The organism is Mesorhizobium sp. WSM4898, assembly GCF_029625845.1.
Lineage (GTDB): Bacteria > Pseudomonadota > Alphaproteobacteria > Rhizobiales > Rhizobiaceae > Mesorhizobium.
The window spans coordinates 1,318,695-1,345,204 of the sequence record NZ_JARTVQ010000002.1; the positions used below are offsets into that span (position 1 = coordinate 1,318,695).

27 protein-coding genes are annotated in these 26,510 nt (G+C 64.7%); 13 read left to right on the forward strand and 14 right to left on the reverse strand.

The features are described from left to right. The first annotated feature begins 15 nt into the window (after nt 1-15). The 4 genes from P9228_RS13740 (at nt 16) to P9228_RS13755 (ending at nt 2,875) form a co-directional block, all read left to right on the forward strand. Nucleotides 16-501, forward strand: coding sequence for a MaoC family dehydratase (locus tag P9228_RS13740; protein ID WP_277816115.1), 486 nt, complete (start codon nt 16-18; stop codon nt 499-501). Next, nucleotides 498-1,535, forward strand: a complete 1,038-nt coding sequence (locus P9228_RS13745) for a phosphotransferase (RefSeq protein WP_278053896.1) — start codon at nt 498-500, stop codon at nt 1,533-1,535. The genes P9228_RS13740 and P9228_RS13745 overlap by 4 nt, the downstream gene beginning before the upstream one ends. A gap of 298 nt (nt 1,536-1,833) precedes the next feature. Continuing rightward, nucleotides 1,834-2,478, forward strand: coding sequence for a TetR/AcrR family transcriptional regulator (locus tag P9228_RS13750; RefSeq protein ID WP_278053898.1), 645 nt, complete (start codon nt 1,834-1,836; stop codon nt 2,476-2,478). A gap of 160 nt (nt 2,479-2,638) precedes the next feature. Continuing rightward, nucleotides 2,639-2,875 (forward strand): DUF680 domain-containing protein, encoded by a 237-nt coding sequence (locus P9228_RS13755; RefSeq protein ID WP_067325805.1) that lies wholly within the window; start codon nt 2,639-2,641, stop codon nt 2,873-2,875. Nucleotides 2,876-2,961: 86 nt separating this feature from the next. Here the strand turns inward: P9228_RS13755 and P9228_RS13760 are convergent, their stop codons facing one another. From P9228_RS13760 to P9228_RS13780, 5 genes are all read right to left on the reverse strand, one after another. Beyond that, nucleotides 2,962-3,180 (reverse strand): hypothetical protein, encoded by a 219-nt coding sequence (locus tag P9228_RS13760; protein WP_278053900.1) that lies wholly within the window; start codon nt 3,178-3,180, stop codon nt 2,962-2,964. Between the two features lie 85 nt (nt 3,181-3,265). Next, on the reverse strand, nt 3,266-3,850 hold the full coding sequence (locus tag P9228_RS13765) for a sarcosine oxidase subunit gamma (protein ID WP_278053901.1): 585 nt from the start codon (nt 3,848-3,850) through the stop codon (nt 3,266-3,268). Further along, on the reverse strand, nt 3,843-6,851 hold the full coding sequence (locus tag P9228_RS13770) for a sarcosine oxidase subunit alpha (protein WP_278053902.1): 3,009 nt from the start codon (nt 6,849-6,851) through the stop codon (nt 3,843-3,845). The genes P9228_RS13765 and P9228_RS13770 overlap by 8 nt, the downstream gene beginning before the upstream one ends. After that, nucleotides 6,848-7,144, reverse strand: coding sequence for a sarcosine oxidase subunit delta (locus P9228_RS13775; RefSeq protein ID WP_067002607.1), 297 nt, complete (start codon nt 7,142-7,144; stop codon nt 6,848-6,850). The genes P9228_RS13770 and P9228_RS13775 overlap by 4 nt, the downstream gene beginning before the upstream one ends. Before the next feature lie 85 nt (nt 7,145-7,229). After that, nucleotides 7,230-8,483, reverse strand: coding sequence for a sarcosine oxidase subunit beta (locus P9228_RS13780; protein ID WP_067002609.1), 1,254 nt, complete (start codon nt 8,481-8,483; stop codon nt 7,230-7,232). A gap of 252 nt (nt 8,484-8,735) precedes the next feature. Between P9228_RS13780 and P9228_RS13785 the strand changes: the two genes are divergently transcribed. The 6 genes from P9228_RS13785 (at nt 8,736) to P9228_RS13810 (ending at nt 13,721) form a co-directional block, all read left to right on the forward strand. Further along, nucleotides 8,736-9,494, forward strand: coding sequence for an SDR family oxidoreductase (locus tag P9228_RS13785; protein WP_278053903.1), 759 nt, complete (start codon nt 8,736-8,738; stop codon nt 9,492-9,494). A gap of 98 nt (nt 9,495-9,592) precedes the next feature. Then, nucleotides 9,593-9,979, forward strand: coding sequence for an SET domain-containing protein-lysine N-methyltransferase (locus P9228_RS13790; RefSeq protein WP_278053904.1), 387 nt, complete (start codon nt 9,593-9,595; stop codon nt 9,977-9,979). A gap of 177 nt (nt 9,980-10,156) precedes the next feature. Further along, entirely contained in the window at nt 10,157-10,420 is a 264-nt protein-coding gene (gene rpsU / locus P9228_RS13795) for a 30S ribosomal protein S21 (protein WP_040969057.1), read from the forward strand. A gap of 136 nt (nt 10,421-10,556) precedes the next feature. Next, nucleotides 10,557-11,408, forward strand: a complete 852-nt coding sequence (locus P9228_RS13800; protein ID WP_067002613.1) for a tetratricopeptide repeat protein — start codon at nt 10,557-10,559, stop codon at nt 11,406-11,408. A 189-nt stretch (nt 11,409-11,597) separates the two neighbouring features. After that, nucleotides 11,598-12,074 carry a DUF992 domain-containing protein gene (locus P9228_RS13805; RefSeq protein ID WP_095823451.1) on the forward strand — a complete coding sequence of 159 codons (477 nt, stop codon included), beginning with the start codon at nt 11,598-11,600 and terminating at the stop codon, nt 12,072-12,074. Between the two features lie 219 nt (nt 12,075-12,293). Next, nucleotides 12,294-13,721, forward strand: coding sequence for an MFS transporter (locus tag P9228_RS13810; RefSeq protein WP_278054078.1), 1,428 nt, complete (start codon nt 12,294-12,296; stop codon nt 13,719-13,721). On the opposite strand, the gene coaBC is transcribed toward P9228_RS13810, so the two are convergent. The 3 genes from coaBC to ubiE all read right to left on the reverse strand — a co-directional run bounded on the left by coaBC (nt 13,718) and on the right by ubiE (nt 17,628). Beyond that, nucleotides 13,718-15,190: a bifunctional phosphopantothenoylcysteine decarboxylase/phosphopantothenate--cysteine ligase CoaBC gene (gene coaBC, locus P9228_RS13815; protein WP_278053905.1), complete on the reverse strand. Its 1,473-nt coding sequence runs from the start codon at nt 15,188-15,190 to the stop codon at nt 13,718-13,720. The genes P9228_RS13810 and coaBC overlap by 4 nt on opposite strands. Nucleotides 15,191-15,263: 73 nt before the next feature. Beyond that, nucleotides 15,264-16,838, reverse strand: coding sequence for a 2-polyprenylphenol 6-hydroxylase (gene ubiB / locus P9228_RS13820; protein WP_278053906.1), 1,575 nt, complete (start codon nt 16,836-16,838; stop codon nt 15,264-15,266). A 13-nt stretch (nt 16,839-16,851) separates the two neighbouring features. Further along, nucleotides 16,852-17,628: a bifunctional demethylmenaquinone methyltransferase/2-methoxy-6-polyprenyl-1,4-benzoquinol methylase UbiE gene (gene ubiE, locus P9228_RS13825; protein ID WP_127325050.1), complete on the reverse strand. Its 777-nt coding sequence runs from the start codon at nt 17,626-17,628 to the stop codon at nt 16,852-16,854. A 171-nt stretch (nt 17,629-17,799) separates the two neighbouring features. Here ubiE and P9228_RS13830 point away from each other — a divergent pair, with 171 nt between their 5' ends. From P9228_RS13830 to P9228_RS13840, 3 genes are all read left to right on the forward strand, one after another. Then, nucleotides 17,800-18,774: an adenosine deaminase gene (locus tag P9228_RS13830; RefSeq protein WP_095826745.1), complete on the forward strand. Its 975-nt coding sequence runs from the start codon at nt 17,800-17,802 to the stop codon at nt 18,772-18,774. A gap of 119 nt (nt 18,775-18,893) precedes the next feature. Then, on the forward strand, nt 18,894-19,523 hold the full coding sequence (gene upp, locus P9228_RS13835) for a uracil phosphoribosyltransferase (RefSeq protein ID WP_127246109.1): 630 nt from the start codon (nt 18,894-18,896) through the stop codon (nt 19,521-19,523). Between the two features lie 105 nt (nt 19,524-19,628). Next, complete coding sequence (locus P9228_RS13840; RefSeq protein ID WP_095800516.1) at nt 19,629-20,195, forward strand: TIGR02281 family clan AA aspartic protease; 567 nt, start codon at nt 19,629-19,631, stop codon at nt 20,193-20,195. 8 nt (nt 20,196-20,203) lie between these two features. Here P9228_RS13840 and deoA read toward each other — a convergent pair whose 3' ends face one another. Genes deoA through P9228_RS13870 form a run of 6 tightly spaced genes read right to left on the reverse strand, consistent with a single transcriptional unit; the run spans nt 20,204 to nt 26,415 of the window. Then, nucleotides 20,204-21,520 (reverse strand): thymidine phosphorylase, encoded by a 1,317-nt coding sequence (deoA, locus tag P9228_RS13845; protein WP_067325762.1) that lies wholly within the window; start codon nt 21,518-21,520, stop codon nt 20,204-20,206. Next, nucleotides 21,520-22,326, reverse strand: a complete 807-nt coding sequence (locus P9228_RS13850) for a purine-nucleoside phosphorylase (protein WP_278053908.1) — start codon at nt 22,324-22,326, stop codon at nt 21,520-21,522. Before P9228_RS13850 ends, deoA begins: the two co-directional genes overlap by 1 nt. Continuing rightward, a complete protein-coding gene (cdd, locus tag P9228_RS13855) occupies nt 22,323-22,715 on the reverse strand; it encodes a cytidine deaminase (RefSeq protein WP_067002633.1) in 393 nt (130 codons plus the stop codon). Before cdd ends, P9228_RS13850 begins: the two co-directional genes overlap by 4 nt. Nucleotides 22,716-22,773: 58 nt before the next feature. Further along, the gene (locus tag P9228_RS13860) at nt 22,774-23,745 is read right to left on the reverse strand and encodes an ABC transporter permease (protein WP_067002635.1); all 972 of its coding nucleotides are present in this window, start codon (nt 23,743-23,745) and stop codon (nt 22,774-22,776) included. Nucleotide 23,746: 1 nt separating this feature from the next. Next, the gene (locus tag P9228_RS13865) at nt 23,747-24,886 is read right to left on the reverse strand and encodes an ABC transporter permease (protein ID WP_278053910.1); all 1,140 of its coding nucleotides are present in this window, start codon (nt 24,884-24,886) and stop codon (nt 23,747-23,749) included. Next, the gene (locus P9228_RS13870; protein ID WP_278053911.1) at nt 24,883-26,415 is read right to left on the reverse strand and encodes an ABC transporter ATP-binding protein; all 1,533 of its coding nucleotides are present in this window, start codon (nt 26,413-26,415) and stop codon (nt 24,883-24,885) included. The genes P9228_RS13865 and P9228_RS13870 overlap by 4 nt, the downstream gene beginning before the upstream one ends. Between the last annotated feature and the right edge of the window lie 95 nt (nt 26,416-26,510).

Here is a 26,510-nt window from a genome sequence, read left to right on the forward strand (position 1 = left end):
CGGGGTGCGGAGGACATGAGCGTGGAACCGATCAGTCTCGATACGCTTCTGGCCAGCGTCGGCAAGGAAGTCGGCGTGTCGCCCTGGCGCACGGTGACGCAGCGCATGATCGATCAGTTCGCCGACGCCACCGACGATCACCAGTTCATCCATTGCGATCCGGAACGCGCCGCGCGCGAGACGCCGTTCGGCGGCACCATCGCGCACGGCTTCCTGTCGCTGTCGCTGCTGTCGGCCATGACCTTCGAGACCATGCCGCCGATCGAAAACACCAAGATGGGCGTCAATCACGGCTTCGACACGCTGCGCTTCCTGGCGCCGGTGAAGACCGGTTCGCGCATCCGCACCCATTTCGTGCTGGCCGACGTCAAGGTGCGGCCTTCGGGATGGGTGCAGACGGCGCACGACGTCACCATCGAGATCGAAGGATCGAAGAAGCCGGCGCTCACCGCGCGCTGGCTGACCCTGACGCTGATCGAGCGCCAGCCCGAGACCGCATGAGCGGCGACGCCAACGCGCTCGACCAAGCAGCGCTTGCGCCTTATCTCGAAGCGCATGTGCCTGGTTTTTCCAAGCTTTGCGCGGCCGAAAAATTCAAGTCCGGACAGTCGAACCCGACCTATCTGCTGACCGCCGCCAGCGGCCGCTACGTGCTGCGCGCCAAGCCGCCGGGGCAGTTGCTGAAATCGGCACATCAGGTCGACCGCGAATTCCGGGTCATGCAGGCGCTGAGCACGACCTCCGTGCCGGTGCCGCGCATGCTCCATCTTTCAGGCGAGACGACGCCGATCGGCCGCATGTTCTACGTCATGGAGTTCCTCGACGGGCGCATCTTCTGGGATCCGTCGCTGCCGGATACATCCGGCAATGACGAGCGTGCCGCGATCTACGACGCCATGAATGCGACCCTCGCCGCCCTGCACCAAGTCGATGTCGAGGCTGTGGGCTTAGGCGATTTCGGCAAGCCCGGCAGCTATTTCCAGCGCCAGTTCGCGCGCTGGACAAGTCAGTACCGCGCCTCCGAAACCGAAAGCATAGCCGCTATGGATCGGCTGATGACCTGGCTGGAGACGCATATGCCGGCCGATGACGGCCGGGTCTCGCTGGTGCATGGCGACTACCGATTGGACAATATGATTTTCGCCAAGGACGAGCCGAAGGTCATCGCCGTGCTCGACTGGGAACTGTCGACGCTTGGCCATCCTTTTGCCGACCTCGCCTATCAATGCATGCAATGGCGGCTGCCGCATGCGTCGGGCTTTCGCGGCCTAGACGGCATCGACCGCGCCTCGATCGGCCTGCCCTCCGAGGAGGCCTATGTCGCCGCCTATTGCCGCCGGCGCGGCATCGACGGCATCGGCAACTGGACCTTCTTCCTCGCCTTCTCCTTCTTCCGCCTGGCGGCGATCTGCCAGGGTGTCTACCGCCGCGCGCTGGACGGCAATGCCTCCAACCCGGAAAAGGCCAGGACCTATGGCGAGGCGGTGAAGCTGCTCGCCGCGCTGGCGGTGGAACTGATTGACAAGAAAAGTTGAGGGAGCCAAGCTACGGGCCGTTTCGATGGAGCGACGGTGCTGATCACCGGTGCGACAGGCGGTCTCGGCAGCGGCGCGGCCAAAGCCTTCGCCACTGAGGGCTCGCGGCCATGCGCAGGCGCTGGACGGCGGCATTAGCGCGATCTAGTTCGGAAAAAGTGGGTAGCGGCTTTCCTGTTCGGAATTAAGTAGGAACAAAGCGTTAGGGCGTATCTTGGGGAACCAGGCCGCTCCCTTGTCCGTTTCCGTACGGCGTATATAATTTTGTCAGGCAACCAACCATAAAGGCAGGCGGAAATTGCCGCTGAGCGTTCAGAAACGCCGCGAGAAACAGAAAGCCGAGCTTCGTTCCGAACTGATCGACGCAGCTCACAAGCTTGTGCAGGAAGAGGGCTACGAAGGGCTTACCATTCGCAAGCTTGCCAAGCGGGTCGGCTACGCGCCGATGTCGGTCTATTCCTATTTTGCCGATAAGCAGGACATCCTGTTCGCGCTCGCCGAGGACGCGTTCGAAACGCTTGCCCGCCGCATCGAGGAGCACCCGGCAGACGATCCCGTTGAGGCGCTGCGGGCTGTGATGACCGAGTATGCCGCCTTCGGGCTCGGCAATCCCAATGAATACCGCACCGTCTTCATGACAGAGAAGACCCGGCTGCCGGAAGGCCGGAGCTACGAGGACATGGAACAGGGCAATCCGGCGATGAAGGTGCTGATCAGCAGGGTCGAGGCCTGCGTCGCAGCCGGCAAGCTCAAAGGCGACCCTCGCGCCATAGCCACCATGCTGTGGACCGTTGGCCACGGCACGATCTCGCTGCTGATCACCTTTCCCTTCTATCCGTTCGGCGACCCCCAGGCCTATGTGAAGCGGATGTGCGACTTCATGCTGGCCTCGTTGTCGGCGCAAGACATACCCCCGCTCACCGAAACACCGGTCAACTGCTGACCGGCTTCGCCGGCTTGACACAACGCCGGTCGCTTGATTTGCGACGCCGGTTACTCGGTTCAAGCTAATTTGTCGTACGCGTACAAATTCCCTCTTGAATTCAGCCTCCATTAACCGTATATGTACGTTGTGTCGTACATGTACGATTGGAGACGGAAAGATGAAAAAGACAATCCTCGCGCTCGCTGCCTTGCTGGCTTTCTCGGGCGCCGCTTTCGCTGGCGGGAGCCAGCCGGCCAAGCACGCCCCTGCGGCCTGCACCCAGACTCACACCAATCAGGCGCTCGACTGCGCCGCGACCGGCTCGGTGGAAAAGCCCGATGCCGCCAACACTCAGACGACCAACGGCCCGCGGCTCGGTATCGACGTGAACCCTTGGTTCGTGCCGGGCCTCTAATCAGCGCCAAATCTCAAACGAAAACGGGCGGCGCTTGGCCGCCCGTTTCGTTTCGCCTGAAGCCCAATTTGACTGCGGCGGCGGCTCTACTTCTTGCGCGACTTCACTCCAGGCAAGGTCTTGGCCCTGCCAGGCTTTGCCGGCCCGCCGGGGATGGTGGTGCTGGTAATCGACACCGGATCGCTGGCCGGGAAGGTGTCCTCGAGGCCTTCCTCGAGCTCTTCTTCCTCGATCTCGCGATCCCGCTCCAGCGAACGGACCGCCTCTGTCTTCTTGGGCGTCTTCGGCGCGGATTTGGACGGCATCGGCAGTCTCCTCGCAAGCCGCAGAAACGGCCCGGACCGGTGAAGGTTCCCCGAGGCCGGCCCTTTCGGACCGGTTGGCGCAGGATCAGTTCGCCGCGTCGCTCGCCGCTTCCGACAGCAAAGTAAATACATAGTCCGAGAAGGAACGCCAGCATTCCACCCGGAACGTGTCTTCAGCGGTACGCAGCAGCACGATCTCGGACTTGCCGAGAATGGTGCGCGATGCTGCCCCGACCGGGAAGGCCTCCAGCGACAGGTCCTGTGGGCAACCGGAACTGACCGTCACCGCGGCCGCCGGGCCGGCAACCGAGATCGCCACATTGCGATGCGAGATGCCGACCGCGGAGTGCAGCGCCGAGACCGTGGCGCAGTCGGCGAGCGGATCGTTGCCGGCATCGTCGATGACCAGCCATTCGTCCGGCCCGAGCCATAAGGCGGTGCGCCCGCCTTTCGCCGCCGAGCTCTTCGGCTTCGCCGGCAGCGTCACGGCGAGCGCCTTGGAGAGAGCGGCGACGGAAGCTTCGGGCGCGCGCAGCGAGATGCGTTCGGCCGGCGGCAGGATCTCGACCTTGACGCCCGGTGCCGACACCGCGCGGCCGGCAAGTGCCGGACGCCGTTCGACGGCAGCTGAAGCGTCGGCGGCTTTTGTCTTGGCGGTAGCCTTAGCCATTGAGGCGCTCCCCTTTTTCGTCGACGAACACCATGCCGGTGACCTCCACCTCGATCGTGCCGTTCGGCATCGGCACATAGAGCGTCTGGCCCATGCGATCACGGCCGCCGGCGACCAGCGCCAGCGCGATCGAGCGCCCGCAGTTCTCCGACCAGTAGCTGGAGGTGACGTGGCCGATCATCTTCATCGGGATCGCCTGTTTCGGATCCTCGACGATCTGCGCGCCTTCTTCCAACACGACCTTCGGATCCTTGGCCTTCAGGCCGACCAGTTGCTTGCGGCCCTTGGCGATGAGATCCGCGCGCATCATGCCGCGGATGCCTACGAAGTCGGTCTTTTTCTTGCCGACCGCCCAGTCGAGACCGGCATCGTTCGGCGTCACCGTGCCGTCCGTATCCTGGCCGACGATGATGTAGCCCTTTTCGGCGCGCAGCACGTGCATTGTTTCGGTGCCGTAAGCGGTCGCGCCATGCTTCTGGCCTTCGGCCCACAGCGCTTCCCACACCGCTTCGCCGTAGTCGGCCGGCACGTTGACCTCGAAGCCGCGCTCGCCGGTGAAAGACATGCGGAACAGCCGCGTCGGCACGCCGCAGATCTTGCCTTCGCGCACCGACATATGCGGCAGTGCCTCGTCCGACATGTCGATACCTTCGACCAAAGGTCCGATGATTTTCCGCGCGCTCGGCCCCTGCACGGCGATCACCGCCCATTGCTCGGTGATCGAGGTCAGCCAGACATTGAGATGCGGGAACTCGGTCTGGAGATAATCCTCCATGTGATGCATGACACGCGGCGCGCCGCCGGTGGTGGTCGTCACATGGAAGCGGTCCGGCGCCAGCCTGCCGACGACGCCGTCATCATAGATGAAGCCGTCCTCGCGCAGCATGATGCCGTAGCGGCAGCGGCCGGGCTCCAGCTTCTCCCACGGGTTGGTGTAGAGCAGCTCCATGAACTTCGCCGCATCCGGCCCGACGACCTCGATCTTGCCGAGCGTGGAGGCGTCGAACAGGCCGGCCGCTTTGCGCACCGTGACGCATTCGCGGTTGACAGCGGCGTGCATGTCCTCGCCGGCTTTCGGGAAATACCAGGCGCGCTTCCACTGGCCGACATCCTCGAACACGGCACCTTGGGCGGCCGCCCAGCCATGCGTCGCCGTGCGGCGCGTCGGGTCGAACAGCGCGCCACGCGCATGGCCGACGATCGAGCCGAAGGTGACCGGCGTATAGGGCGCGCGGAATGTGGTGAGACCAACCTGCGGGATCGGCTTGCCGAGCGTCTCGGCGGCGATCGCCAGGCCGTGCATGTTCGACGTCTTACCCTGGTCGGTCGCCATGCCGTTGGTGGTGAAGCGCTTGACGTGCTCAATCGAGTGCATGCCTTCATGCACCGCCTGGCGAATGTCCTTGGCGGTGACATCGTTCTGAAAATCGACGAAGGCCTTGACCGTGGTGCCCGGCCCGGCGCCGGGCGCAGCGCCAAGCATGCCGCGTGACCAGCTTTCACTAGCATCGACCTTCGGCTTGGTGCCCTTGCCCATCTTGCCGCTGGAATCCTTGCCGCCGGCGTCCCTTGCCGCCTGGGCGCCTGCCGCATAGGCCTCGTCGACCGTTGCCTCCAGACCGTCTGTGCCGTTGCAGGCGCCGACCGAGACGCAGTCCTGCGCATAGGTCCCCGGTACGAAGCGTCGCGCCTCCTCGTTGAAGGCGACCTTGCCGCGCGACTGCGAGAACAGATGCACCGACGGCGTCCAGCCGGCGGACATCAGGATGGCGTCGACCGCGATCGTGCGCTCGCCGCCGCCGTTCTTCGGCTGCACCGTCATCGACGATACGCGCAGCTTGCCGCCGGCGCTAACCACGGCGCGACCGAAATTGATCTCGATGCCGAGGCTCCTCGCTTCGTCGATCACCGCCCCCGACGGGTTGTCGCGCAGGTCGACGATGGCAGCGACATTGACGCCGGCCTTCCTCAGGTCGATCGCGGCCGCGTAGGCCGAGTCGTTTGCCGTATAGACGCCGACCTTCCTACCGACCGCCACGCCATAGTGGTTGAGGTAGGTGCGCGCCGCCGATGCCAGCATGACGCCCGGCCGGTCGTTGTTGGCGAACACCATGTGCCGCTCGATGGCGCCGGTCGCGAGCACGACCCGCTTGGCGCGAACCTGCCACAGGCGCTCGCGCGCCAGCTCCCGGCCGGGGCTCTTGAGATGGTCGCTGACCCGCTCGACCAGGCCGACGAAGTTCTGCGCGTAGTACCCGAAAGCTGTCGTGCGCGACAGCACTCGGACATTGTCCATCGCCTTGAGTTTGGCGATCGCGGCTTGTGCCCAGGCAAAGCCGTCCTCGCCATCGATCCTGGCGCCGCTCTCGAAGCGCAGGCTGCCGCCGAATTCGGCCTGCTCGTCGGCGAGGATCACCCGCACGCCGGTTTCGGCTGCGGCAAGCGCCGCAGTGATGCCGGCCGCACCGCCGCCCAGCACCAGCACGTCGCAATGCGCGTAGCGCGCCGCATAATGGTCGGGATCCGGCCGGTCGGGGGAAACGCCAAGGCCGGCCGTCGCGCGGATCTTCGGCTCATAGAAGTTCAACCAGGCCGACTTCGGCCACATGAAGGTCTTGTAGTAGAAGCCGGCCGAGAACATCGGCGAGGCAATGTCGTTGACCGCGCCGACATCGAAGGCGAGCGAGGGCCAGCGGTTCTGCGAATTGGCGGTGAGCCCGTCATAGAGCTCCTGCACGGTCGCGCGCACATTCGGTGTCTTGCGCGCGTCGTCGCGAACGATCTGCACCAGCGCGTTGGGCTCTTCCGCGCCGGCCGACAGGAAGCCGCGCGGCCTATGGTATTTGAAGGATCGGCCGACCAGATGGACGCCGTTGGCAAGCAAGGCCGAGGCCAGCGTGTCGCCCTCGATGCCGAGATAGGACTTGCCGTCGAAGCTGAACGAGGCGGTCTTGGCCTGGCTGAGACGCCCGGCGCCGGAGATGCGGAACGACGCGTTCATTTCGAGGCTCCAGGCAGCTTCGCGGGCTTCGGCTCGCCGGCCTTGTAGGTCATGACGAACTTGTCGGTGACGGTGTCGCGCACGGCGTTGAAGAAGCGGGCGCAGCCATGGATATGCCGCCAGCGCTCATAGATGACGCCTTTCGGGTTCGAGCGGATGAAGAAGAATTTCTCGAAATCATCTTCGCTTTCGGCGGCAATGTTGGTCGGGCGCGCGATATGCGCCTCGCCGGCATTGCGGAACTCGAGTTCCGGGCGCTCTTCCTCGCAATAGGGACAGCGGATGAGAAGCATCTAGGTTGATCCTACAATTCGCCATGGCTGACGCGGGCGCCGGCCGGTTGATCGCAAAGCTTCTGGCAGGCCATCTCGGCCATCATCAATGCGCCACCGCCGCCGCCGCCGCTTCGTCGATGAGACGACCGGTGCGGAAGCGCTCGAGCGTGAAGGGCGCGTTGATAGGGTGCGGGTCGTCCCTGGCGATGGTGTGGGCAAAGACGTTGCCCGAACCTGGCGTCGCCTTGAAGCCCCCCGTGCCCCAGCCGCAATTGACATAGAGGCCCTTGACCGGCGTCTTAGCCAGTATCGGCGAGCGATCGGGGGTCACGTCGACGATGCCGCCCCAGGAGCGCAGCATCTTCATGCGGGTGAAGATCGGGAACATTTCGCAGATGGCGTCGAGCGTGTGCTGCAGGATGTGCAGGCCGCCGGTTTGCGAATAGGAGATATACTGGTCGGTGCCGGCGCCGATGACCAGCTCGCCCTTGTCCGACTGCGAGATATAGGCGTGCACCGTGTTCGACATGATGACGCATGGCACCACCGGCTTGACCGGCTCCGAGACCAGCGCCTGCAACGGATAACTCTCCAACGGCATGCGCACGCCGGCCATATCCATGATGACCGACGAATGGCCGGCAGCGACGACGCCGACCTTCTTGGCGCCGATGAAGCCGCGCGTCGTCTCGACGCCGGTGACCGCGCCGTTGGCCGCACGCTTGACGCCGGTGACCTCGCAGTTCTGGATGATGTGCACGCCGCGCGCCGAGGCGCCGCGCGCATAACCCCAGGCGACCGCATCGTGGCGGGCCGTGCCGCCGCGGCGCTGCAGCGCGGCACCCATGACCGGATAGCGGGCCTCCTTGGAAATGTTGAGCGGCGGACAGAACTCCTTCGCCTGTTCCGGCGTCAGCCACTCATTGTCGATGCCGTTGAGGCGGTTGGCATGGATGTGGCGCTTGAACACCTGAACGTCATGCACATTGTGCGCGAGCATCATGACGCCGCGCGCCGAATACATGACGTTGTAGTTGAGCTCCTGGCTCAGTCCGTCCCACAACTTCAGCGCATGGTCGTAGATGCCGGCGCTTTCGTCATAGAGATAGTTGGAGCGGATGATGGTGGTGTTGCGACCGGTGTTGCCGCCGCCGAGCCAGCCCTTTTCCAGCACCGCGACATTGGTGATGCCGTGCTCGGTCGCCAGATAATAGGCGGTGGCCAGGCCGTGGCCGCCGGCGCCGACGATGATGACGTCGTATTCCTTCTTCGGCTCGGGTGAGGTCCATTGCTCTTCCCAGCCCTTGTGGCCGCGCATCGCCTCGCGGGCAATGGCGAATACGGAGTATTTCTTCACGTTCAGCCTCGCGCCAAAAATCGCGGATCTCGGCCGGGCATCCCCGGCGCGCGTGGTGTATCACTAGCGAAAGCGCGTAGCCACCCTTGCGCTGTTTGCGACGGCGCTTGCCGTTTTGCGCCGCGGCTGCGCGGCGCATGCCCGACAACTTGCATTCCGATCGGCAAGTCAGCTTTCGGGTGGCTGCCGAAATGCCGATTTGCGACCAAGCATCCCACCACCGGCTGGACCGGCATAGAGAAAGGATGTGAAATGTTCGCACTCACCGAAAAGGTCGCCATCGTCACCGGCGCCGGTTCCGGCATCGGCCGCGCTACGGCCAGTCTGTTCGCCGAGCAGGGCGCCAGTCTCGTCGTCGCGGCGCGCCGCCGGGCCGAACTCGATGCACTCGTCGGCGAAATCGAGACGGCCGGTGGAACCGCAATTGCACTCGCCGGCGATGTCCGAGACGAAGCCTATGCCAGGGCTCTGGTCGAGCTTGCAGTCGAAAGCTTCGGCGGCCTCGACATTGCCTTCAACAATGCCGGCGCCGTCGGCTTGATGGCGCAGGTTCCGGAGATGGCGCCGGCGACTTGGCACGACACGATCGACACCAATTTGACCAGCGCCTTCCTCGCCGCCAGGCACCAGATCCCGGCGATGCTGGAGCGCGGCGGCGGCTCGCTGATCTTCACCTCGAGCTTCGTCGGCTATACCGCCGGCATGCCGGGCATGGCCGCCTATGCCGCCGCCAAGGCGGGGCTGATCGGGCTGACGCAGGTGCTGGCCGCCGAATACGGCCCGAAAGGGCTGCGCGTCAACGCGCTGCTGCCCGGCGGCACCGACACGCCCGCAGCGACGTTCAAGACGCCGGAGTCGCGGACATTCGTCGAAAACCTGCATGCCTTGAAGCGTGTGGCCCGGCCCGAGGAGATCGCCCGCTCAGCGCTCTACCTTGCCTCGGACGCCTCAAGCTTCACCACCGGCGCGGCGCTGTTTGCCGATGGTGGCGTCTCGATCAATCGGACGTGACGTCGGCAGCCATGCTCATCCGCTGAAATAGCGCGACGGGGCCTTGCATTCCGGTCCGTTTTGACGATTTGGTTTCCCGTCGAAAACGGATCGGAACGATGCTGCTGATCAGAACCTATGTCGCCCAGAGCGCTATCGAAGGCGTCGGTGTTTTCGCCGCCGAGCCGGTCAGGAAAGGCGCCTCCATCTGGCGGCTCGATCCCGATTTCGACCGGCTGATCCCGATGCAGAAATACGAGAAGGCGCCGCCGCATCTCAAGGAATTGCTCGACCGCTACGCCTATCCGAGCCCGGACAAGCCGGGTTTCATGGTATATGAGGTCGACAATGGCCGCTTCATGAACCATTCCGAGCGGCCGAACACGGATTTCTCCCAATACGGTGGCGCCACAGCGACCCGGGATATCGCGGCCGGCGAGGAAATCACTTGCGACTATGGCGAATTCTTTGAGGATTTCGCCCGTCTGCATCTGGCGACCGCCTAAGGCTCAGACCGGCAAGGCACGGCGCTCGGGCTTCCGATCGTGGTTTCCTGCAATCAACGGTGGACAGCACGGCCTGATTCTGCTATCAGCCGGCACAATTCGCGGTGCAGGTCACTGCGGAGGCATGCGGCTATGGGCTGCTTGCCTGAGATTTCAAACCCGAAGACAGGATTGCACGTGCAGGTACTCGTCCGCGACAACAACGTTGATCAGGCGCTTCGCGCGCTGAAGAAGAAGATGCAGCGCGAAGGTATTTTCCGCGAAATGAAGATGCGCGGTCACTACGAAAAGCCGTCCGAGAAGCGTGCCCGCGAGAAGGCGGAAGCCGTCCGCCGCGCCCGCAAGCTGGCCCGTAAGCGCGCCCAGCGCGAAGGCCTGCTGCCGATGACCCCGCGCCCGGCTCCGGCTGGTGCTGCCGGCGCATCGCGTTCGCCGCGCTGATACCGTCAATTTTTCGTCCTTTTCGAAGGATACCGAGGGTGGCGCGATGCGGAATCGCCGCCACCTTTTTGTTTATGCGTTCGAGCCGGTTCGGAGAGGGAACGGACCTGACGGCGCGGCGCCAGTGAGGACTGAGATGAACGCAATTACCGTGGAGCGCAGAACCGCTTTTCGCGGCTTCGCCCTGACGGCGGCCCTGCTTTCGGGCCTGACCCTTGCAGCATGCCAGACCGCCCCGACGGGGGAGTTCAACAATATCGACAAGGCGCAAGGCTCGACCGAGAACATCTCCTCGCTGTCGGCTGTCATCCAGCGCAATCCTCAGGATCCCGAGGGCTACAATGTGCGCGGCTCGGCCTATGGCCGCGGCGGCCAGTACCAGGCGGCGCTCAAGGATTTCGACACCGCCATCCAGCTCAATCCGAACTTCTATCAGGCCTATTCGAACCGGGCGCTCATCCAGCGTTTCCTCGGCAACCAGCAAGCAGCGCTTGCCGACTATAACCGCTCGATCCAGATCAACGCCAATTACGACGCCGCCTATATCGGCCGCGGCAATCTCTATCGCAAGGCCGGCCGCGTCAACGACGCGTTCAACGATTTCCAGAAGGCGATCCAACTCGACACGACCGACGCCCGCGCCTACCACAATCGCGGCCTGATCTATCAGAGCCAGGGCCAGCACAAGTTCGCCATCGAGGATTTCTCGACCGCCATCTCGCTGGCGCCGGACGCAGCCGAGCCCTACAACGGCCGCGGCCTGTCCTATCTCGCCATGAATGACGAGGACAACGCCTTCGCCGACTTCAACATGGCCATCAAGCTCGACGGCAAGAACGCCGAGGCCTGGGCCAACCAGGCGCTGATCTACGAGCGACGCGGCGACAAGGAAAGGGCGGCCAAGTCCTACCGCGAGGCTGTCCACCTCGACCCGAACTACCAACCCGCCAAGGACGGCCTGTCGCGCACCTCGGCCGGCGCCAGCTGATCGGAAGCTAAGGCCGCCCGGGGGTCCGGTCGCCCGCGATGGGTCTATTGCGGCGCTGACACGCCGATGTGGCCGTCAGCCGCCAACGGCGATGCTTTGGCTCGCCATGCTCGCGCCAAGTTTTGGGCGGAACGCTCCTCGCACCTCGACCGTTTAACCGGGGCCGTTTGTTGCGAAAGGACATTTCCGATGATCAAGACACTTGCCTGTGCCGCCGCCGCGCTTGCCGCCACGGTCCTCGCTTCTCCGGTCAGCGCCGGCACGATCCGGCTCGGCACGCTCGATTGCACCATCGACGGGGGCACCGGTTACGTCATCACCTCCAACAAGGGCGTGTCCTGCGTCTTCCGCCCCTATCATCACGGTCCGGCCGAGCTCTATACGGGCATGATCTCCAAGCTTGGCGTCGACATCGGCCGGACGCATCAAGGTCAGCTTGTCTGGGCGGTTCTCGCCGCCACCCGCCACCATGACGCGGGCGATCTCGCCGGCAGCTATTACGGCGTCAACGCGGAGGCGAGCGTCGTGACCGGCGGCGGCGCCAATCTTTTGGTCGGTGGTCTCGACGGCGCCTTCATGCTCGAGCCGCTGAGCGTCCAGGCACAGACCGGCGTCAACCTCGCTGTTGCCGTGGCTTCGCTGGACCTCGTCCACTCCTATAAGTGAAATTTCAAATCAGTTAGCACCGATACGGCCCGGGACGCTCGTTCCGGGCCGAATTTTTGGCGCGCTGCTCGCTGACATCGCCGAAAAAGCCTCTTGAGCTCAACTGCGCTTGAGGTTCTACAAGCCCTGCCGAACTGGATCTGGCGCTTCGTTCGCAATGCGGATGAGGTTGCGGAAAACAAGCGGGAGATCGACGTGACGGCAGCAGGCGGCGGCAAGGTGGCCGGCAACAAGGTGGACTGGCGAGCGCTGTGGGCAAGCGGCGACCTGGCGCGTTTCTGCTTCGTCAGTCTCGGCATCCTGCTGCATGCCACCAATGAGACTATGGTGGCGACGGTGATGCCGGCCATGGTCGGCGAGCTGGCCGGCGTGCAGCTCGTTGGCTGGTCGCTGGCGATCTATGAGCTCGGCGCCATCGTCGCTGGTGCCGCGGCCGGGCGGCTGGCGAGCTATGTCGCGCTGCGCTCCAACATGATGGTCGCCGCCCTACTCTACGCGGCAGGCGCGCTGATCTGCGCGGCGGCACCCTCCATGCCGTTCTTCCTCGCCGGGCGGCTGGTCGAGGGACTTGGCGGCGGCGCGCTGGTGTCGCTCGCCTTCGTTTCGGTCGAGCGTCTCTTTCCGCGCAACATCTGGCCGCAGCTCTTCGGCATCATGTCGGCGATCTGGGGCGTCGCCGCCTTCAGCGGACCGATGCTCGGCGCTGTTATGACCGAGTTCCTGTCATGGCGCTGGGCCTTTGGCGTCTTCACTGTCGGCGGCGCGGCGATGGCGCTGGCGAGTTTTATCGTGCTGGACACGCCGGAGGCGACGAGGCCGCAGGCGGGCAGCGGCACGGCGCCGCCCTTTCCCTATCCGGCGCTTGCCTGTCTCGCCATCGCCGTCGTGCTGATCGCTGCCGCCGGCATCGACATCGCCCTGCTGCGCTCGTCGCTGCTGCTGGCCCTCGGGCTGATCGGCCTGGCGCTTTTCTTCCGCATCGATGCCCGCAGGCCGCGCTCGCGCCTGTTTCCGGCACCTTTGTTCTCATGGCGCTCGCCGCTTGGCTCAGGCATGACGATGGTTGCGGCCTTCTCGGTAGCGACCTGCACGTTCACCATTTACGGGCCGCTGCTGCTCACCACGCTGCACGGCATCCCAATCCTGACCACCGGCTATATCATCGCTGCCGAATCCATCGCCTGGTCGATCCTGTCGATCCTCATCGCCAATGCGCCGCTGGAGCGCGAAAGACTGATCATCGTCGTCGGCGCGCTGATGATCGCCTCCGGTCTTGCCGGTTTCGCCTATGCCATCCCCGCAGGTTCGATCCCGCTGATCCTGCTCTGCGCTCTGCTGCAGGGTGGCGGCTTCGGCGTCTGCTGGCCGTTCCTGACGCGCGTCATCGTCGCTTCGGCCCGTGACGGCGAGCAGACGATCGCTTCTGCCGCCGTGCCGACCATGCAGCGGATCGGCTACGCGGTGGGCGCGGCCGTTGCCGGCATTGTGGCCAACGCCAGCGGCTTCTCGCAAGGCCTCAATCGTGACGCGGCTGCAGGCGTGGCCGGCTGGCTCTTCCTCGCCTTCGTGCCGCTTGGGATCCTCGGCTGCATCGCCGCGCTGCGGATCGCGCTGCCGCCAATGCGACCGCAGGCAGCGGCCAGCTAAACCACTGTCGTTTTCAGCCGCTCGGCAATCGATGCGGCGAGCCGTGTCGCCACCTCGTCCTTGCCCATCTCCGGCCACTCCTCGACGCCCGTGCGCGAGACGATGCGCACCTTGTTGCGATCGCCGCCCATCACGCCGGAAGGGCCGATGCCGCTCCCATGCGAGACGTCGTTCGCGACGATGAGATCGGCGCCCTTCTTCCTGAGCTTGGCCTCGGCGTTGCCGATGAGGTCCTGCGTCTCGGCGGCAAAGCCGACGACAAGACCGGGCCTCTGCGCATGATGACCGACGCCCGCCAGGATGTCGGGGTTCTCGACCATCTTGAGCGACGGCGGGCCCTTCCCTGCCACCTTCTTGATCTTTTCACCGGCGGCATTCGCGGTGCGCCAGTCGGCGACGGCCGCGACGAAAACAGCCGCGTCCGCCGGCAGAAGGTTCTCGACCGCTTCCTTCATCTCGGCCGCTGTTTCCACATGCGTGGTCTTCACCCCGGCCGGATCGGCGATGTTGACCGGACCGGACACGAGCCGGACATCGGCGCCGAGCTTCGCCAGTGCCGCCGCGATAGCATGGCCCTGCTTGCCGGACGAACGGTTGGCGATGTAGCGCACCGGATCGATCGGCTCATGCGTCGGCCCCGAGGTGACGATGATCTTGCGGCCCGCAAGCGGCTGCGGCTTCTCGTCGAGCATCGCCTCGATCGCGGCCACGACTTCCAGCGGCTCGGCCATGCGGCCTTCGCCCGCCTCGTTGCTTTCCGCCATCTCGCCCTTGGCCGGCCCGACAAAGGCGATGCCATCCTTCTGCAAGGTCGCCCGGTTGCGCCGCGTCGCCGGATGCGACCACATCTTCGGATTCATCGCCGGCGCCATCAGCACTTTCTTGTCGGTCGCAAGCAGCACCGTCGAGGCAAGATCATTGGCATGGCCGTTGGCGAGCTTCGCCATCAGGTCGGCGGTGGCCGGCGCCACGACCAGCAGATCGGCCTCGCGCGACAGCCTTATGTGGCCGACATCGTGCTCGTCATTGCGGTCGAAGAGTTCGGTGAAAACATGGTCGGCCGAAAGCGCGCCGACGGACAGCGTGGTGACGAATTCCTGCGCAGCTGATGTCATTACCACCCGGACAGAAGCGCCGCGCTCGCGCAGGCGCCGGATCAAATCGAGCGATTTGTAGGCGGCGATCCCGCCGCCGATGACGAGAAGGACGCGCTTGCCGGAGAGCGTTCCGCGAACTGACGGCCTGCCGGGCATGTCGGCGATAGGCGGTGCTTGCTGGCCGGGGCCGGTCAGCGCGCGCAACGCCTTCTCGATCTGGTCGATGCGGTCGCCTTGTCCTGCCCGGCCCTCAACCGCCGCCCTGATCATCGCCCGGGCCTGCTCCTCCATCGAGCAGCCATTTTCGGCAGCCAATTGGCGCAGCAGGTCCTTAACTCCATCGTCAAGGTTGCGGATCGTGATGCTGGCCATCTGATTGCACCCGCTTCAAACTAGCGCCGGCAATGATAGCAATGCAATCAAACCGCAGCAAGGCGGCGGGCGGTCAGAAAATCCGCCACGCGATGTAAATCAGCGTCAGCGCAATGATCCACAGCGCCACGCGGCCGGAGCGGGTGTAGCGCGCCTCCGCCTTGCCGATCGCGCGCGCGGTCGCCTCGTCGAAGCGCAGGCCGTGCTCCGCCATCAGGTCGATCTCACGCGACAGCCGCTCGGTGCGAACCGCAATGTCCGGCGCCTGCCTCGCCAGCGAGACCAGGGCCTTGCCGGCGTCCCGCGCGTCCGAGAGCACGCCGCGCGGGCCGAGATTGCCCGCGATCCAGTCACTGACCACCGGCTCCGAAGTCTTCCACATGTTGAACGCCGGATCGAGCGTGCGGGCCACGCCTTCGACCACCACCATGGTCTTTTGCAAAAGCACCAGCTCGGTCCGCGTCGCCATGTCGAAGAGGTCGGTGACCTCGAACAGCAGCGTCAGAAGCTTGGCCATCGAGATCGTGTCGGCCGACTGGCCGTGGATCGGCTCGCCGATGGCGCGGATCGCCTGCGCGAAGGCCGAGACATTGTGCTGACGCGGCACATAGCCGGCCTCGAAATGCACCTCGGCGACGCGCCGGTAGTCGCGCACGATGAAGCCGTAGAGGATCTCGGCCAGAAAACGCCGCTCCTTCTTGCCGAGTCTGCCGGCGATGCCGAGATCGACGGCAACGATGGTGCCGTCCGGTTCGACGAACAGGTTGCCCGGATGCATGTCGGCATGGAAGAAGCCGTCGCGCAGCGTATGCCTGAGGAAGGACTGAACGAGATTGGCTGCGATCGCCTTGAGGTCGTGACCGGCGGCAGCAAGGCCGGTCAGATCGTTCATCTTGACGCCGTCGATCCACTCCATGGTGATCACGTCTCGGCCGGTCCGCTCCCAATCGACCGCCGGCACGCGGAAGCCCGGATCATCCTTGGTGTTCTCAGCGAGCTCGGAAAACGCGGCCGCTTCGAGCCGCATGTCCATCTCGACCTTGGTGGTCTGCGCCAGCGTCTGGGTCACCTCGATCGGCCGCAGGCGGCGCGAGGAAGGGATGTACTTCTCCTGCAGGCGGGCGGCGAGGAAGTAGCTCTCGAGATCCTGGAAGAAGCGATGGCGCACGCCGGGGCGGATGACCTTCACCGCGACCCGTGAAGCCTTTCCGTCGCGAACGACTTCGGCGCCGTGCACCTGGGCGATCGATGCCGCCGCGACCGGCTCGCCGAAGGTTGCGTAGAGATCCTCGATCCTGCGCCCGAGCGAGGCTTCGATCGCCGCGACCGCTTCCGCCCTCGGAAAGGTGTGCATCTTGTCCTGCAGCAGCGCAAGGTCGACCGCCATGTCGTTGCCGACGACGTCGGGCCGCGTGGCGAGGAACTGGCCGAGCTTCACATAGGATGGCCCCAGCCGCACCACCGCCTGCGCCAGCCGGTCGCCGCGCAGATGGCTTCGGGCGCGGCGGCGAGTGAGCACGCGCGCCAGCCGCCAGCCGAGCTTCGGCATACCGGAAAGCTCTTCGCCGGGCAGCGCCGCGACGACGCCCTCGCGGACCAGCACCCAGCCGGCCCTGGCGAGCCGGAAGCCGGCGCCAACGCTGGTCATCGGACGCCCTGCCTCAAAGCTTCCAGCCCGAATGGAGCGCCGCGATGCCCCCCGAATAGTTGCGGAAAGTGACCCGATCGAAGCCGGCCCGACCAATCATCGCGGCGAAGTTCTGCTGGTTGGGGAACTTGCGGATCGATTCGACCAGATAGGAATAGGGCTCGTCGTCGCCGGTCACCGCCCTGCCGATTTTGGGGATGGCGTTGAACGACCAAGCCTCGTACGCCTTGTCGAGCAGCGGCATGTCGACCTCGGAAAACTCCAGGCATAGGAAGCGCCCGCCGCGCTTCAGCACACGAAAAGCTTCGCTCAGCGCCACATCGATGCGCGGCACGTTGCGGATGCCGAACGCGATCGTATACGCATCGAACGTTCCGTCCTCGAACGGCAGCGCTTCGGCATTGGCCTCGACGAAATCGGTGTTTTCCGAGAGGCCTTTCTTTTCGGCCCTGTCGCGGCCGACGTCGAGCATTGAGCCGTTGATGTCGAGCACCGTGGCATGCGCATGGCGCTGGCTTGCCTCGATGATGCGAAAGGCGATGTCGCCGGTGCCGCCGGCGACGTCGAGCACCTTCCAGCCCGGCCGCTTCGGGGGGTTGAGCCACGCGACCATCGCGTCCTTCCACAGCCGGTGCAACCCACCCGACATCAGATCGTTCATCAGGTCGTATCGATTGGCCACCTTGTGAAAGACGTCATTGACGAGCGACTGCTTGTCGCCCTCGCCAACCTTCCTGAAACCATAGGAGGTTTCCATGCCGCCCGCGGCCGTGGTTCTCTCAACTGACATTATTTCGATCCGCCATAAAACCGGCGGGACCATAGCCGATCGATGGGGCGGGCGCTATTGTCCAAGGCGCGGTTTTCGGCCGCGCTTTCAGAACGGGTCGGGGAAGAGTTTGCCACGATTTTCTACCCGGAATCGGCGCCACGACAGAAGAATACCGCACGGGATGGCCGCATGATCTTGAAAGCCGAATTGCACTGCCACATCGAAGGGGCAGCGGCGCCCGACCTCGTCGTCAGCCAGGCCCGCAAATACGGCAAGGACCCTTCGCCCTACATCCAGAACGGCTCTTTCGTCTGGCACGATTTCACGTCTTTCCTCGCCGCCTATGATTTTGCTTCCGACCTGTTCCGCACCGAGGAGGATTACGCCCGTCTAACCGATCATTATCTCACCAGCCTCGCCCGCGACGGCGCCATCTATTCCGAGGTCTTCACGTCGCCGGATCACGCGAAAAAGGCCGGGCTTTCGCCCAAGGCCTATACGGATGCGCTGGGCGAAGGCATGGCCCGCGCCAAGGCGAGGACCGGCATCGAGGGGCGCATGATCGTCACCGGCGTACGCCACGTCGGCGTCGAGGCGATCGAGCAGGCGGCGCGCTTTGCGGCGCGCTGCGGCCATCCGCTGGTCACCGGCTTCGGCGTCGCCGGCGACGAGCGCATCGGCGATTTCGAGGACTACGTCCGTGCGTTCGAGATCGCGCGCGAGGCCGGCCTCGGCATCACCATCCACGCCGGAGAATTGATGGGCTGGGAAAGCGTGGCGGCAGCGCTCGACCATATCCGCCCATCGCGGATCGGCCATGGCGTGCGCGCCATCGAGAACCCGGACCTCGTTCGCCGCATCGCCGCCGAGGGCGTGGTGCTGGAATGCTGCCCCGGCTCCAACATCGCGCTCAAGGTGTTCGATAGTTTCGCCACGCATCCTTTTCCGGCGTTGCGCGCGGCCGGCTGCAAGGTGACGCTCAATTCCGACGACCCGCCCTATTTCTGGACCTCGCTGAAGCGCGAATACGATATCGCCGCCGAGCATTTCGCGATGGACGACAAGGCGCTTACCGCCGTCACGAGGACGGCCATCGAGGCGGCCTTCGTCGACCGGAAGACCAAGGCGATGCTGATGAGCCGGCTCGACCCCAAAGGCCGGTGAATGGTGAATGGTGAACGTTTGCCTGCGGCTTCAGCGTGCCAACCAATCATCGGCCCATCAGGACTCGCAAACCGGCTCACTATTCACTATTCACTACTCACCATTCACTGGAGAAGACCATGCAGGGCGTCACCGTCGTCGACCACCCCCTTGTCCAGCACAAGTTGACCATCATGCGCAAGAAGGAGACCTCGACGGCAGGCTTCAGGCGGCTGCTGCGCGAGATCTCCCTGCTTCTCGGCTACGAGGTGACCCGCAACCTCGAACTGACGACCACCACGATCGAGACCCCGATCGAGGAGATGGAAGCGCCGACGCTGGAGGGCAAGAAGCTGGTTTTCGCCTCCGTGCTGCGGGCCGGCAATGGCCTGCTCGAAGGCCTGCTCGATCTGGTGCCGGCGGCGCGCGTCGCCCATATAGGCCTTTACCGCGACCATGAGACGCTCGACGCGATCGAATATTTCTTCAAGGCGCCGAGCGACCTTGCCGACCGTCTGGTGATCGTGGTCGATCCGATGCTTGCGACCGCCAATTCCGCGATCGCGGCGATCGACAAGCTGAAGGGGCGCGGCGCCACCAACATCCGCTTCCTTTGCCTGCTGGCGGCACCCGAAGGCATCGAGCGCTTCACCAAAGCGCATCCGGATGTCCCGATCTTCACCGCTTCGATCGACCGCCAGTTGAACGACAAGGGTTACATCATGCCTGGCCTCGGCGACGCCGGCGACCGCATGTACGGAACCAAGTGAGATCTTTTCTTAACCGCTCGTTTACGAAACGCCGTGGTTCCGGCGCGCGTTAAAGCCGAAAACACCATGTCGGCTTAAGGATCGACCCTTCACGAAGGTCGATCCATGCTGCGCAAGCTTCTTCTCCTTGGCGTCTTTGTCGGAAGCTCGGCATCGATTCCGATCGTCTATCAGTCGAACCCGCAGATGGTGGAAACCCTGCTGAGATCGGCGTTTGCTTCGAAGCCGGCGCCGCCTGAGGCTCAGCCGGACGTCAATCTCGCTTCGGTTCCAGCCAGGCCGGCGACGCCGATGCCGCTCGGCCGCCAGGTGCTGGTCAATGCCGACCAGCGCGGCCATTTCACTTCCGCCTTCAAGTTCAACGGCCGTCAGATAGACGGCATGATCGACACCGGCGCGACGCTGGTCGCGATCAACATATCGACGGCGCGCCGGATCGGCATCTCGCTCAACCAGTCGGATTTCACTCAACAGGTGAACACGGCGAACGGCGCCATCAAGGCCGCCGTGGTCACCGTCGACCGGCTGCAGATCGGCAAGATTTCCCTCGACAACGTCCAGGCGGTGGTGCTCGACGATCGAGCGCTGCAAACCAACCTGATCGGCATGAGCTTCCTGCAGCGGCTGCAGAAATACGAAGTGCAGGACGGCGCGCTGTTGCTCGTTCAATAGGCGCGATTTTACAGAGGCAGTATCCGCCTGAGCACCGTCTTTTCTGCGGTCGGCTTCGAGTGACCGACCGTATAGGCGGCGCGCACCGCGACGGCGGCAGCCTCGGCGTCGGCCTCGGTCCGCGCATGGACCAGCGCCAGCGCCTCGCCCGCATGCACCTCCGCGCCCACAGGCAGCAGCCGGGTGAGGCCGACGGAATGATCGATCTTGTCATCCGGACGGACGCGCCCGCCGCCCAGCGCAACGACGGCGAGCCCGATCTCGCGCGTCGCGATCCCGGTGACGAAGCCGTCCTCGGCCGCTTTGACCGCCGATTCCACTGCCGCCTTTGGCAGATATTTCTCCGGATTCTCGACGAAGTCGGCGGGGCCGCCGAGCGCCGTCACCATGCGTGCGAACACCGCCGCCGCGCGGCCGCCGGCAAGCGTCTCGGCCGCGCGCCTGATCCCGTCCTGGTTGGACGAGACAATTCCCGCCGATTGCAGCATCTCGGCGGCAAGCGCCAGCGTGACGTCCTCCAGCCGGCGGTCGCGGAAGCGGCCGGTGAGAAAGTCTACCGCGTTCTTCACCTCGACCGCATTGCCCGCTGCCGAGGCCAGCGGCTCGTTCATGCCGGTCACCAGTGCCGAAGCCTTCAGACCGGCGCCATTGGCGACCTCGACCAGGCTGTTCGCAAGTGCGGCCGCATCGCGCGACTTCTCCATGAAGGCGCCGTTGCCGACCTTGACGTCGAGCACAAGCGAGCCGAGCCCGGCGGCAAGCTTCTTCGACAGGATCGAAGCCGTTATCAGCGGCACCGATTCCACTGTGCCCGTCACGTCGCGGATGGCGTAGAGCCGGCGATCGGCCGGCGCCAGGTCGGCGGTCTGGCCGATGATGGCGCAGCCCGTCTCGAGCACCGTCCTGCGGAACCGCGCCAAATCCGGCCGGCTGACGTAACCGGGAATGGCATCCATCTTGTCCAGCGTGCCGCCGGTATGGCCAAGCCCGCGGCCAGAGATCATCGGCACATAAGCGCCGCAGGCCGCGACGATCGGCGCCAGCATCAGCGAGACATTGTCGCCGACACCGCCCGTCGAATGCTTGTCAGTGACCGGTCCCGGCAAATCGGACCAGTCGAGCACGTCACCAGAATCGCGCATCGCGAGCGTCAGCGCCACTGCTTCCTCGCGACTCATGCCTTTGAGGAACACCGCCATGGCAAAGGCGCCGATCTGGCCCTCCGAGAGCGTGCCGGCCGTGATCCCCTCGATGAAGGTCGCAATCTCGGGCATCGAGAGCTTGTGGCCGTCACGCTTGCGCCGAATGATTTCCTGCGGGAGCATCAGCTTTCCGGCAAACCTTCCTCGAAGACGCGCCGCAGGATCGTCGCCAGCCGCGCGCCGCCGACCGGCGCCATGTCCTTGGTTTCCTGGTGCGAGAGTTCCGCCCCGGTCATGCCTGCCGCAAGGTTGGTGATGACCGAGCAGGCAGCGACCTTGAGGCCGAGGAAGCGGGCCAGGATCACTTCGGGCACGGTCGACATGCCGACCGCGTTGGCGCCCATGACGCGCGCCGTGCGGATTTCGGCCGGCGTCTCGAAACATGGTCCGGAAAACCACATGTAGACGCCTTGGTGGAGCGCGGTGCCGGTCTCCTTCGCCGCCGTCTCGATCGCCTTGCGCAAGCCGGCATCATAGGCCTCGGTGAGGCCAACGAAGCGGCGGTCGCTCGGCTCTCCGATCAGCGGATTGGAGCCGGAGAAGTTGATGTGATCGGTAATCATCATCACCGAGCCCGGTCCCATCTTGGGATCGACCGAACCGGCGGCGTTGGTGAGGATGAGATGCGAGATGCCGATGCCGGCAAGCACCTCGAGTGCCGGGCGCATGGCGGCGGCATTGCCGTGCTCGTAATAGTGCGCGCGCCCGGAAAGCATCAGCACCGGCGTGCCGGCGAAACGCCCTGCCACCACCTCGCCGGCGTGGCCGGAGACGCCGCTGCGCGGGAAGCCCGGCAGTTCGGCATAGGGGATGCGCCTTGCGTCCTCCACCTGGTCGACCAGCCCACCGAGGCCGGAGCCCAGCACAAGCGCCGCGGTCGGGGCCAGCCCGTCCAGTTTCTCGACCAGATGATCCAGCGCTTCCTTCATTTCAGGATATCGCCCCTGAAGCCGTAAGGCAGCATATCGCCCATGGTGACCGTCTCGGCCACGCCGGTGTTGTCGCAGAGATAGAGTTTCGTCTCCGGCCGGCAGAATTCCGCCAGCCGCTGCCGGCAGCCGCCGCAGGGCGAGCATTTGGCCATGCGCTCGGCGATCACCGCGATCTCGGTGATCTTGCCGCCGCCGCCCATGATGTAGTGGCCGAGCGCGGTGGTCTCGGCACACCAGCCTTCCGGATAGGACGCCACCTCGATGTTGGCGCCGGTGAAGACGCGACCGTCCTCGGTGCGCAGCGCGGCGCCTACGGGAAACTTGGAATAGGGCGCATAGGCCTTGGCCATCGCCGTCCTGGCCGCTTCGAACAGATCATGCGACATTTCCTTTTTCTCTCCCACGATCTTGTTCAAATTGCCGGTTGCCGAGACTGCCCGAGCCTCAGCGTTCCTTGACATAGGGCACGCCGCCGGCGCGCGGCGGTATCGCCTTGCCGATGAAGCCGGCGAGCAGGATGACGGTGAGTACATAGGGCAGCGCCTGCATGAACTGCACCGGCACTTTCCCGAGGATCGGCAGCGGCGAGCCCTGCAAGCGGATCGATGCCGCGTCGAGGAAGCCGAACAGCAGGCAGGCGAACATCGCGTTGACCGGCTTCCATTTGGCGAAGATCAGCGCGGCAAGCGCGATATAGCCCTTGCCCGCGGTCATGTCCTTCACGAAGCCGCCATTCTGGACCATGGAGAGATATGCGCCGGCGACGCCGGTAAGGATACCGGTGCAGATCAGCGCCCGGTAGCGCAGCCAGGCGACCGAAATGCCGGCGGTGTCGACGGCGGCCGGGTTTTCGCCCACGGCGCGCATCCGGAGACCGAAGCGGGTGCGGAACAGCACCCACCAGGTGAACGGCACCATCGCGAAGGCGAAGTAGACCAGGATCGAATGCCCGGAGATCAGCTCGGCATAAACGGGCCCGAGGATCGGCACGTCGCGAACGGCTTCGGCGCCGGGCCACACGATCGCCTCGAAGCGCTCGCCCGGCTGCAGCGCCGGCGTGCGGCCGCCCTGCTCGAACCAGGCCTGGCCGAGGATGATGGTCGAGCCGGCGGCGACGAAGTTGATGGCGACTCCGGAGACGATCTGGTTGCCGCGATGCGTGATCGAGGCGAAACCGTGCACCATGGCGAAGGCGACCGAGATCAGGACGGCGGTGCCGAGACCGATAAAGGCCGAATGGAAGACCGATGCCGCTGCAGCGCCGGCGAAGGCGCCGACCAGCATCTTGCCTTCGAGACCGATATCGAAGATGCCGGCCCGCTCTGAATAGAGGCCGGCAAGACAGGCAAGCAGCAGCGGCACCGACAGGCGGATGGTGGAATCCAGAACCTGGACGATCGCGTTGAAACTGTCCATATCAGGCCCCCTTCCCCTTGACCGCCTGCATGCCGACCGATTTCGGGCTGACCGATGCAAACAGCGCCTGGATATAGGGCCTGAACATATGCTCCAGCGCGCCGGCGAAGAGGATGACCAACCCTTGAATGATGACGATCATGTCGCGGCTGATCGCCGGCATCTCGAAGGCAAGCTCGGCCCCGCCCTGGTAGAGCATGCCGAACAGGATCGCCGCCAGCACGATGCCGACCGGATGCAGCCTGCCCATCAGCGCGACCGCGATGCCGACATAGCCGGCGCCCGAGACGAAATCGATCGCCACATTGTGCTGGTCGCCCATCACGGGGTTGAGCGCCATCATGCCGGCCAACGCACCCGAGATCATCATCGCGGTGAGGATGATGCGGGTTTCCGAAATGCCGGCATAGCGCGCCGCTTTCGGACTATGGCCGTAGGTGCGCATCTCGTAGCCGAGCTTGGTGCGCCAGATCAGCAGCCAGACCAGGAACGCCATCGCCAGCGCCAGCAGGAAGCAGATGTTGAGCGGCGCCGAGCGGATCTTGGCGCCGAACAATTCGATCATCCAGTTGAGCTTCGGCAATTCCGCGCCGGCCAGGAAATTGCGTGTCTGCGGGGCCTGCGATCCGACCGGCTTCAGCGGACCGACCAGTAGATACACCATCACCGAGGCGGCAATGAAGTTGAACATGATAGTGGTGATGACGATGTGCGAGCCACGCTTGGCCTGCAGGTAGGCCGGGAGGAAACCCCAGAGCGCGCCGAACGCCGCCGCGGCGACGATCGCCATCGGAAAGATCACCCACCAGGGCAGGACGCTGTCGAAGCTCAGGCAGACGAGCGCGATGCCGAGGCCGCCGATATAGGCCTGGCCTTCGGTGCCGATGTTGAACAGGCTGCAATGCGCCGCCACCGCCACCGACAGCCCGGTGAAGATGAAGGTCGTGGCATAGAACAAGGTGAAGGCGATGCCTGTGCCCTTGCCGAAAGCGCCTTCGACCAGGATGACGGCGGCGCGGAACGGATTTTCGCCGACCAGCATGACGACGAAGCCCGCGACGATGAAGGCAACCGACAGGTTGATCAACGGAATCAACCCATAATCGGCCCAGGCCGGCAACTTGGCGTAAGGCGTGCTCATTCGGCGGCCTCCTGGTGCTCGACACCGGCCATCAAGAGGCCAAGCTCGCCTTCCGTCGCTTCCGGTCCGCGTTCGCCGACGATGCGGCCGGCGAACATCACCAGGATGCGGTCGGACAGCGAGCGGATCTCGTCGAGCTCGACCGACACGACCAGCACCGCCTTGCCCTGATCGCGCATGACGATCAGCCGCTTGTGGATGAATTCGATGGCGCCGACGTCGACGCCGCGCGTCGGCTGGCCGACGATCAGCACGCCGGGATCCTGCTCCATCTCCCTGGCCAGCACGATCTTCTGCTGGTTGCCGCCGGAGAAGTTTGCGGTCTTCAGCCGCGGATTGCCGGGCCGGATGTCGTATTTCTCGATCTTGTCCTTCGCGTCGGCCATGATGGCATCGACGTTGAGGAACGGTCCCTTGAGATAGCGCTCGTCGTCGTGATAGCCGAGGATCGAGTTCTCGTGCTCCTCGAAGGCGAGCACCAGCCCGACATGGTGGCGGTCTTCCGGCACATGGGCGAGACCGCGGTCGCGCAATTCGCCGGGATCGGCCTTGCCGGTCAGGTCGATTGGCTTGCCGTCGAGCATGACCTCGCCCGAGACGGCGTGCCGGATGCCGGAGATCGCCTCAAGCAGCTCCGACTGGCCGTTGCCGGCCACGCCGGCGATGCCGACGATCTCGCCGCCGCGCACGTCGAAGGAGACGTCGTCGACCATGGTGACGCCGCGTGAATCCTTGACCGTCAGGTTCTTGACCGAGAGTTTTGTCGCACCGGCCTCCGACTGGCCCTTCTCCACCCGCAACAGCACGCGCCGGCCGACCATCAGTTCGGCCAACTCGCCGACCGTCGTTTCCCTGGTCACCCTGGTCGCCACCATGGTCCCCTGGCGCATGACCGAGACCGTGTCGGTAACGGCCATGATCTCGCGCAGCTTGTGGGTGATCAGCACCACCGTTTTTCCCTGTTCCTTCAGCTGCTTGAGGATGCGGAACAGATGGTCGGCCTCGGCTGGCGTCAGAACCCCTGTCGGCTCGTCGAGGATCAGGATCTCGGCGCCGCGATAGAGCGCCTTGAGGATCTCGACGCGCTGCTGCAGGCCGACCGGCAATTCCTCGATGATGGCGTCGGGATCGACCTCGAGGCCGTATTCGCGCTCCAGCCGTTCGAGCTCGGAGCGCGCCTTGGCGATGCTGCTCTTCAACAGCGCGTCGGTCTCGGCGCCGAGGATGACGTTCTCCAGCACCGTGAAATTGTCGACCAGCATGAAATGTTGGTGCACCATGCCGATGCCGAGCGCTATCGCGTCGTTTGGGGTGTTGATCGACACCGGCTTGCCCGCCACGCGGATTTCGCCGCTGTCGGCCTGGTAGAAGCCATAGAGGATCGACATCAGCGTCGATTTGCCTGCGCCGTTCTCCCCGACAATGCCATGGATGGTGCCGCGCGTGACTTCCAGGTTGATGTCGCGGTTGGCGCGCACGGCGCCAAAACTCTTGTTGATGCCTATGAGCTCGATTGCGGCTTGCGCCATGCAGCCTGTCCCACTCGTTATTTTTTTATCGCTTGGTCAAAATGCCTAGCATGATGCCCCGCCCGTGCCAATTGGCCGGAACGCCATTCACTCTC

Coding starts and splice junctions, on each gene's coding strand:
- upp (WP_127246109.1), top strand. CDS start 18,894: ATGCAGGGCGTCACCGTCGTCGACCACCCCCTTGTCCAGCACAAGTTG.
- P9228_RS13755 (WP_067325805.1), top strand. CDS start 2,639: ATGAAAAAGACAATCCTCGCGCTCGCTGCCTTGCTGGCTTTCTCGGGC.
- ubiB (WP_278053906.1), bottom strand. CDS start 16,838: ATGACCAGCGTTGGCGCCGGCTTCCGGCTCGCCAGGGCCGGCTGGGTG.
- P9228_RS13865 (WP_278053910.1), bottom strand. CDS start 24,886: ATGAGCACGCCTTACGCCAAGTTGCCGGCCTGGGCCGATTATGGGTTG.
- P9228_RS13760 (WP_278053900.1), bottom strand. CDS start 3,180: ATGCCGTCCAAATCCGCGCCGAAGACGCCCAAGAAGACAGAGGCGGTC.
- P9228_RS13790 (WP_278053904.1), top strand. CDS start 9,593: ATGCTGCTGATCAGAACCTATGTCGCCCAGAGCGCTATCGAAGGCGTC.
- P9228_RS13840 (WP_095800516.1), top strand. CDS start 19,629: ATGCTGCGCAAGCTTCTTCTCCTTGGCGTCTTTGTCGGAAGCTCGGCA.
- cdd (WP_067002633.1), bottom strand. CDS start 22,715: ATGTCGCATGATCTGTTCGAAGCGGCCAGGACGGCGATGGCCAAGGCC.
- deoA (WP_067325762.1), bottom strand. CDS start 21,520: ATGCTCCCGCAGGAAATCATTCGGCGCAAGCGTGACGGCCACAAGCTC.
- ubiE (WP_127325050.1), bottom strand. CDS start 17,628: ATGTCAGTTGAGAGAACCACGGCCGCGGGCGGCATGGAAACCTCCTAT.
- P9228_RS13765 (WP_278053901.1), bottom strand. CDS start 3,850: ATGGCTAAGGCTACCGCCAAGACAAAAGCCGCCGACGCTTCAGCTGCC.
- P9228_RS13830 (WP_095826745.1), top strand. CDS start 17,800: ATGATCTTGAAAGCCGAATTGCACTGCCACATCGAAGGGGCAGCGGCG.
- P9228_RS13850 (WP_278053908.1), bottom strand. CDS start 22,326: ATGAAGGAAGCGCTGGATCATCTGGTCGAGAAACTGGACGGGCTGGCC.
- P9228_RS13775 (WP_067002607.1), bottom strand. CDS start 7,144: ATGCTTCTCATCCGCTGTCCCTATTGCGAGGAAGAGCGCCCGGAACTC.
- coaBC (WP_278053905.1), bottom strand. CDS start 15,190: ATGGCCAGCATCACGATCCGCAACCTTGACGATGGAGTTAAGGACCTG.
- P9228_RS13745 (WP_278053896.1), top strand. CDS start 498: ATGAGCGGCGACGCCAACGCGCTCGACCAAGCAGCGCTTGCGCCTTAT.
- P9228_RS13785 (WP_278053903.1), top strand. CDS start 8,736: ATGTTCGCACTCACCGAAAAGGTCGCCATCGTCACCGGCGCCGGTTCC.
- P9228_RS13770 (WP_278053902.1), bottom strand. CDS start 6,851: ATGAACGCGTCGTTCCGCATCTCCGGCGCCGGGCGTCTCAGCCAGGCC.
- P9228_RS13805 (WP_095823451.1), top strand. CDS start 11,598: ATGATCAAGACACTTGCCTGTGCCGCCGCCGCGCTTGCCGCCACGGTC.
- P9228_RS13740 (WP_277816115.1), top strand. CDS start 16: ATGAGCGTGGAACCGATCAGTCTCGATACGCTTCTGGCCAGCGTCGGC.
- P9228_RS13870 (WP_278053911.1), bottom strand. CDS start 26,415: ATGGCGCAAGCCGCAATCGAGCTCATAGGCATCAACAAGAGTTTTGGC.
- P9228_RS13800 (WP_067002613.1), top strand. CDS start 10,557: ATGAACGCAATTACCGTGGAGCGCAGAACCGCTTTTCGCGGCTTCGCC.
- P9228_RS13860 (WP_067002635.1), bottom strand. CDS start 23,745: ATGGACAGTTTCAACGCGATCGTCCAGGTTCTGGATTCCACCATCCGC.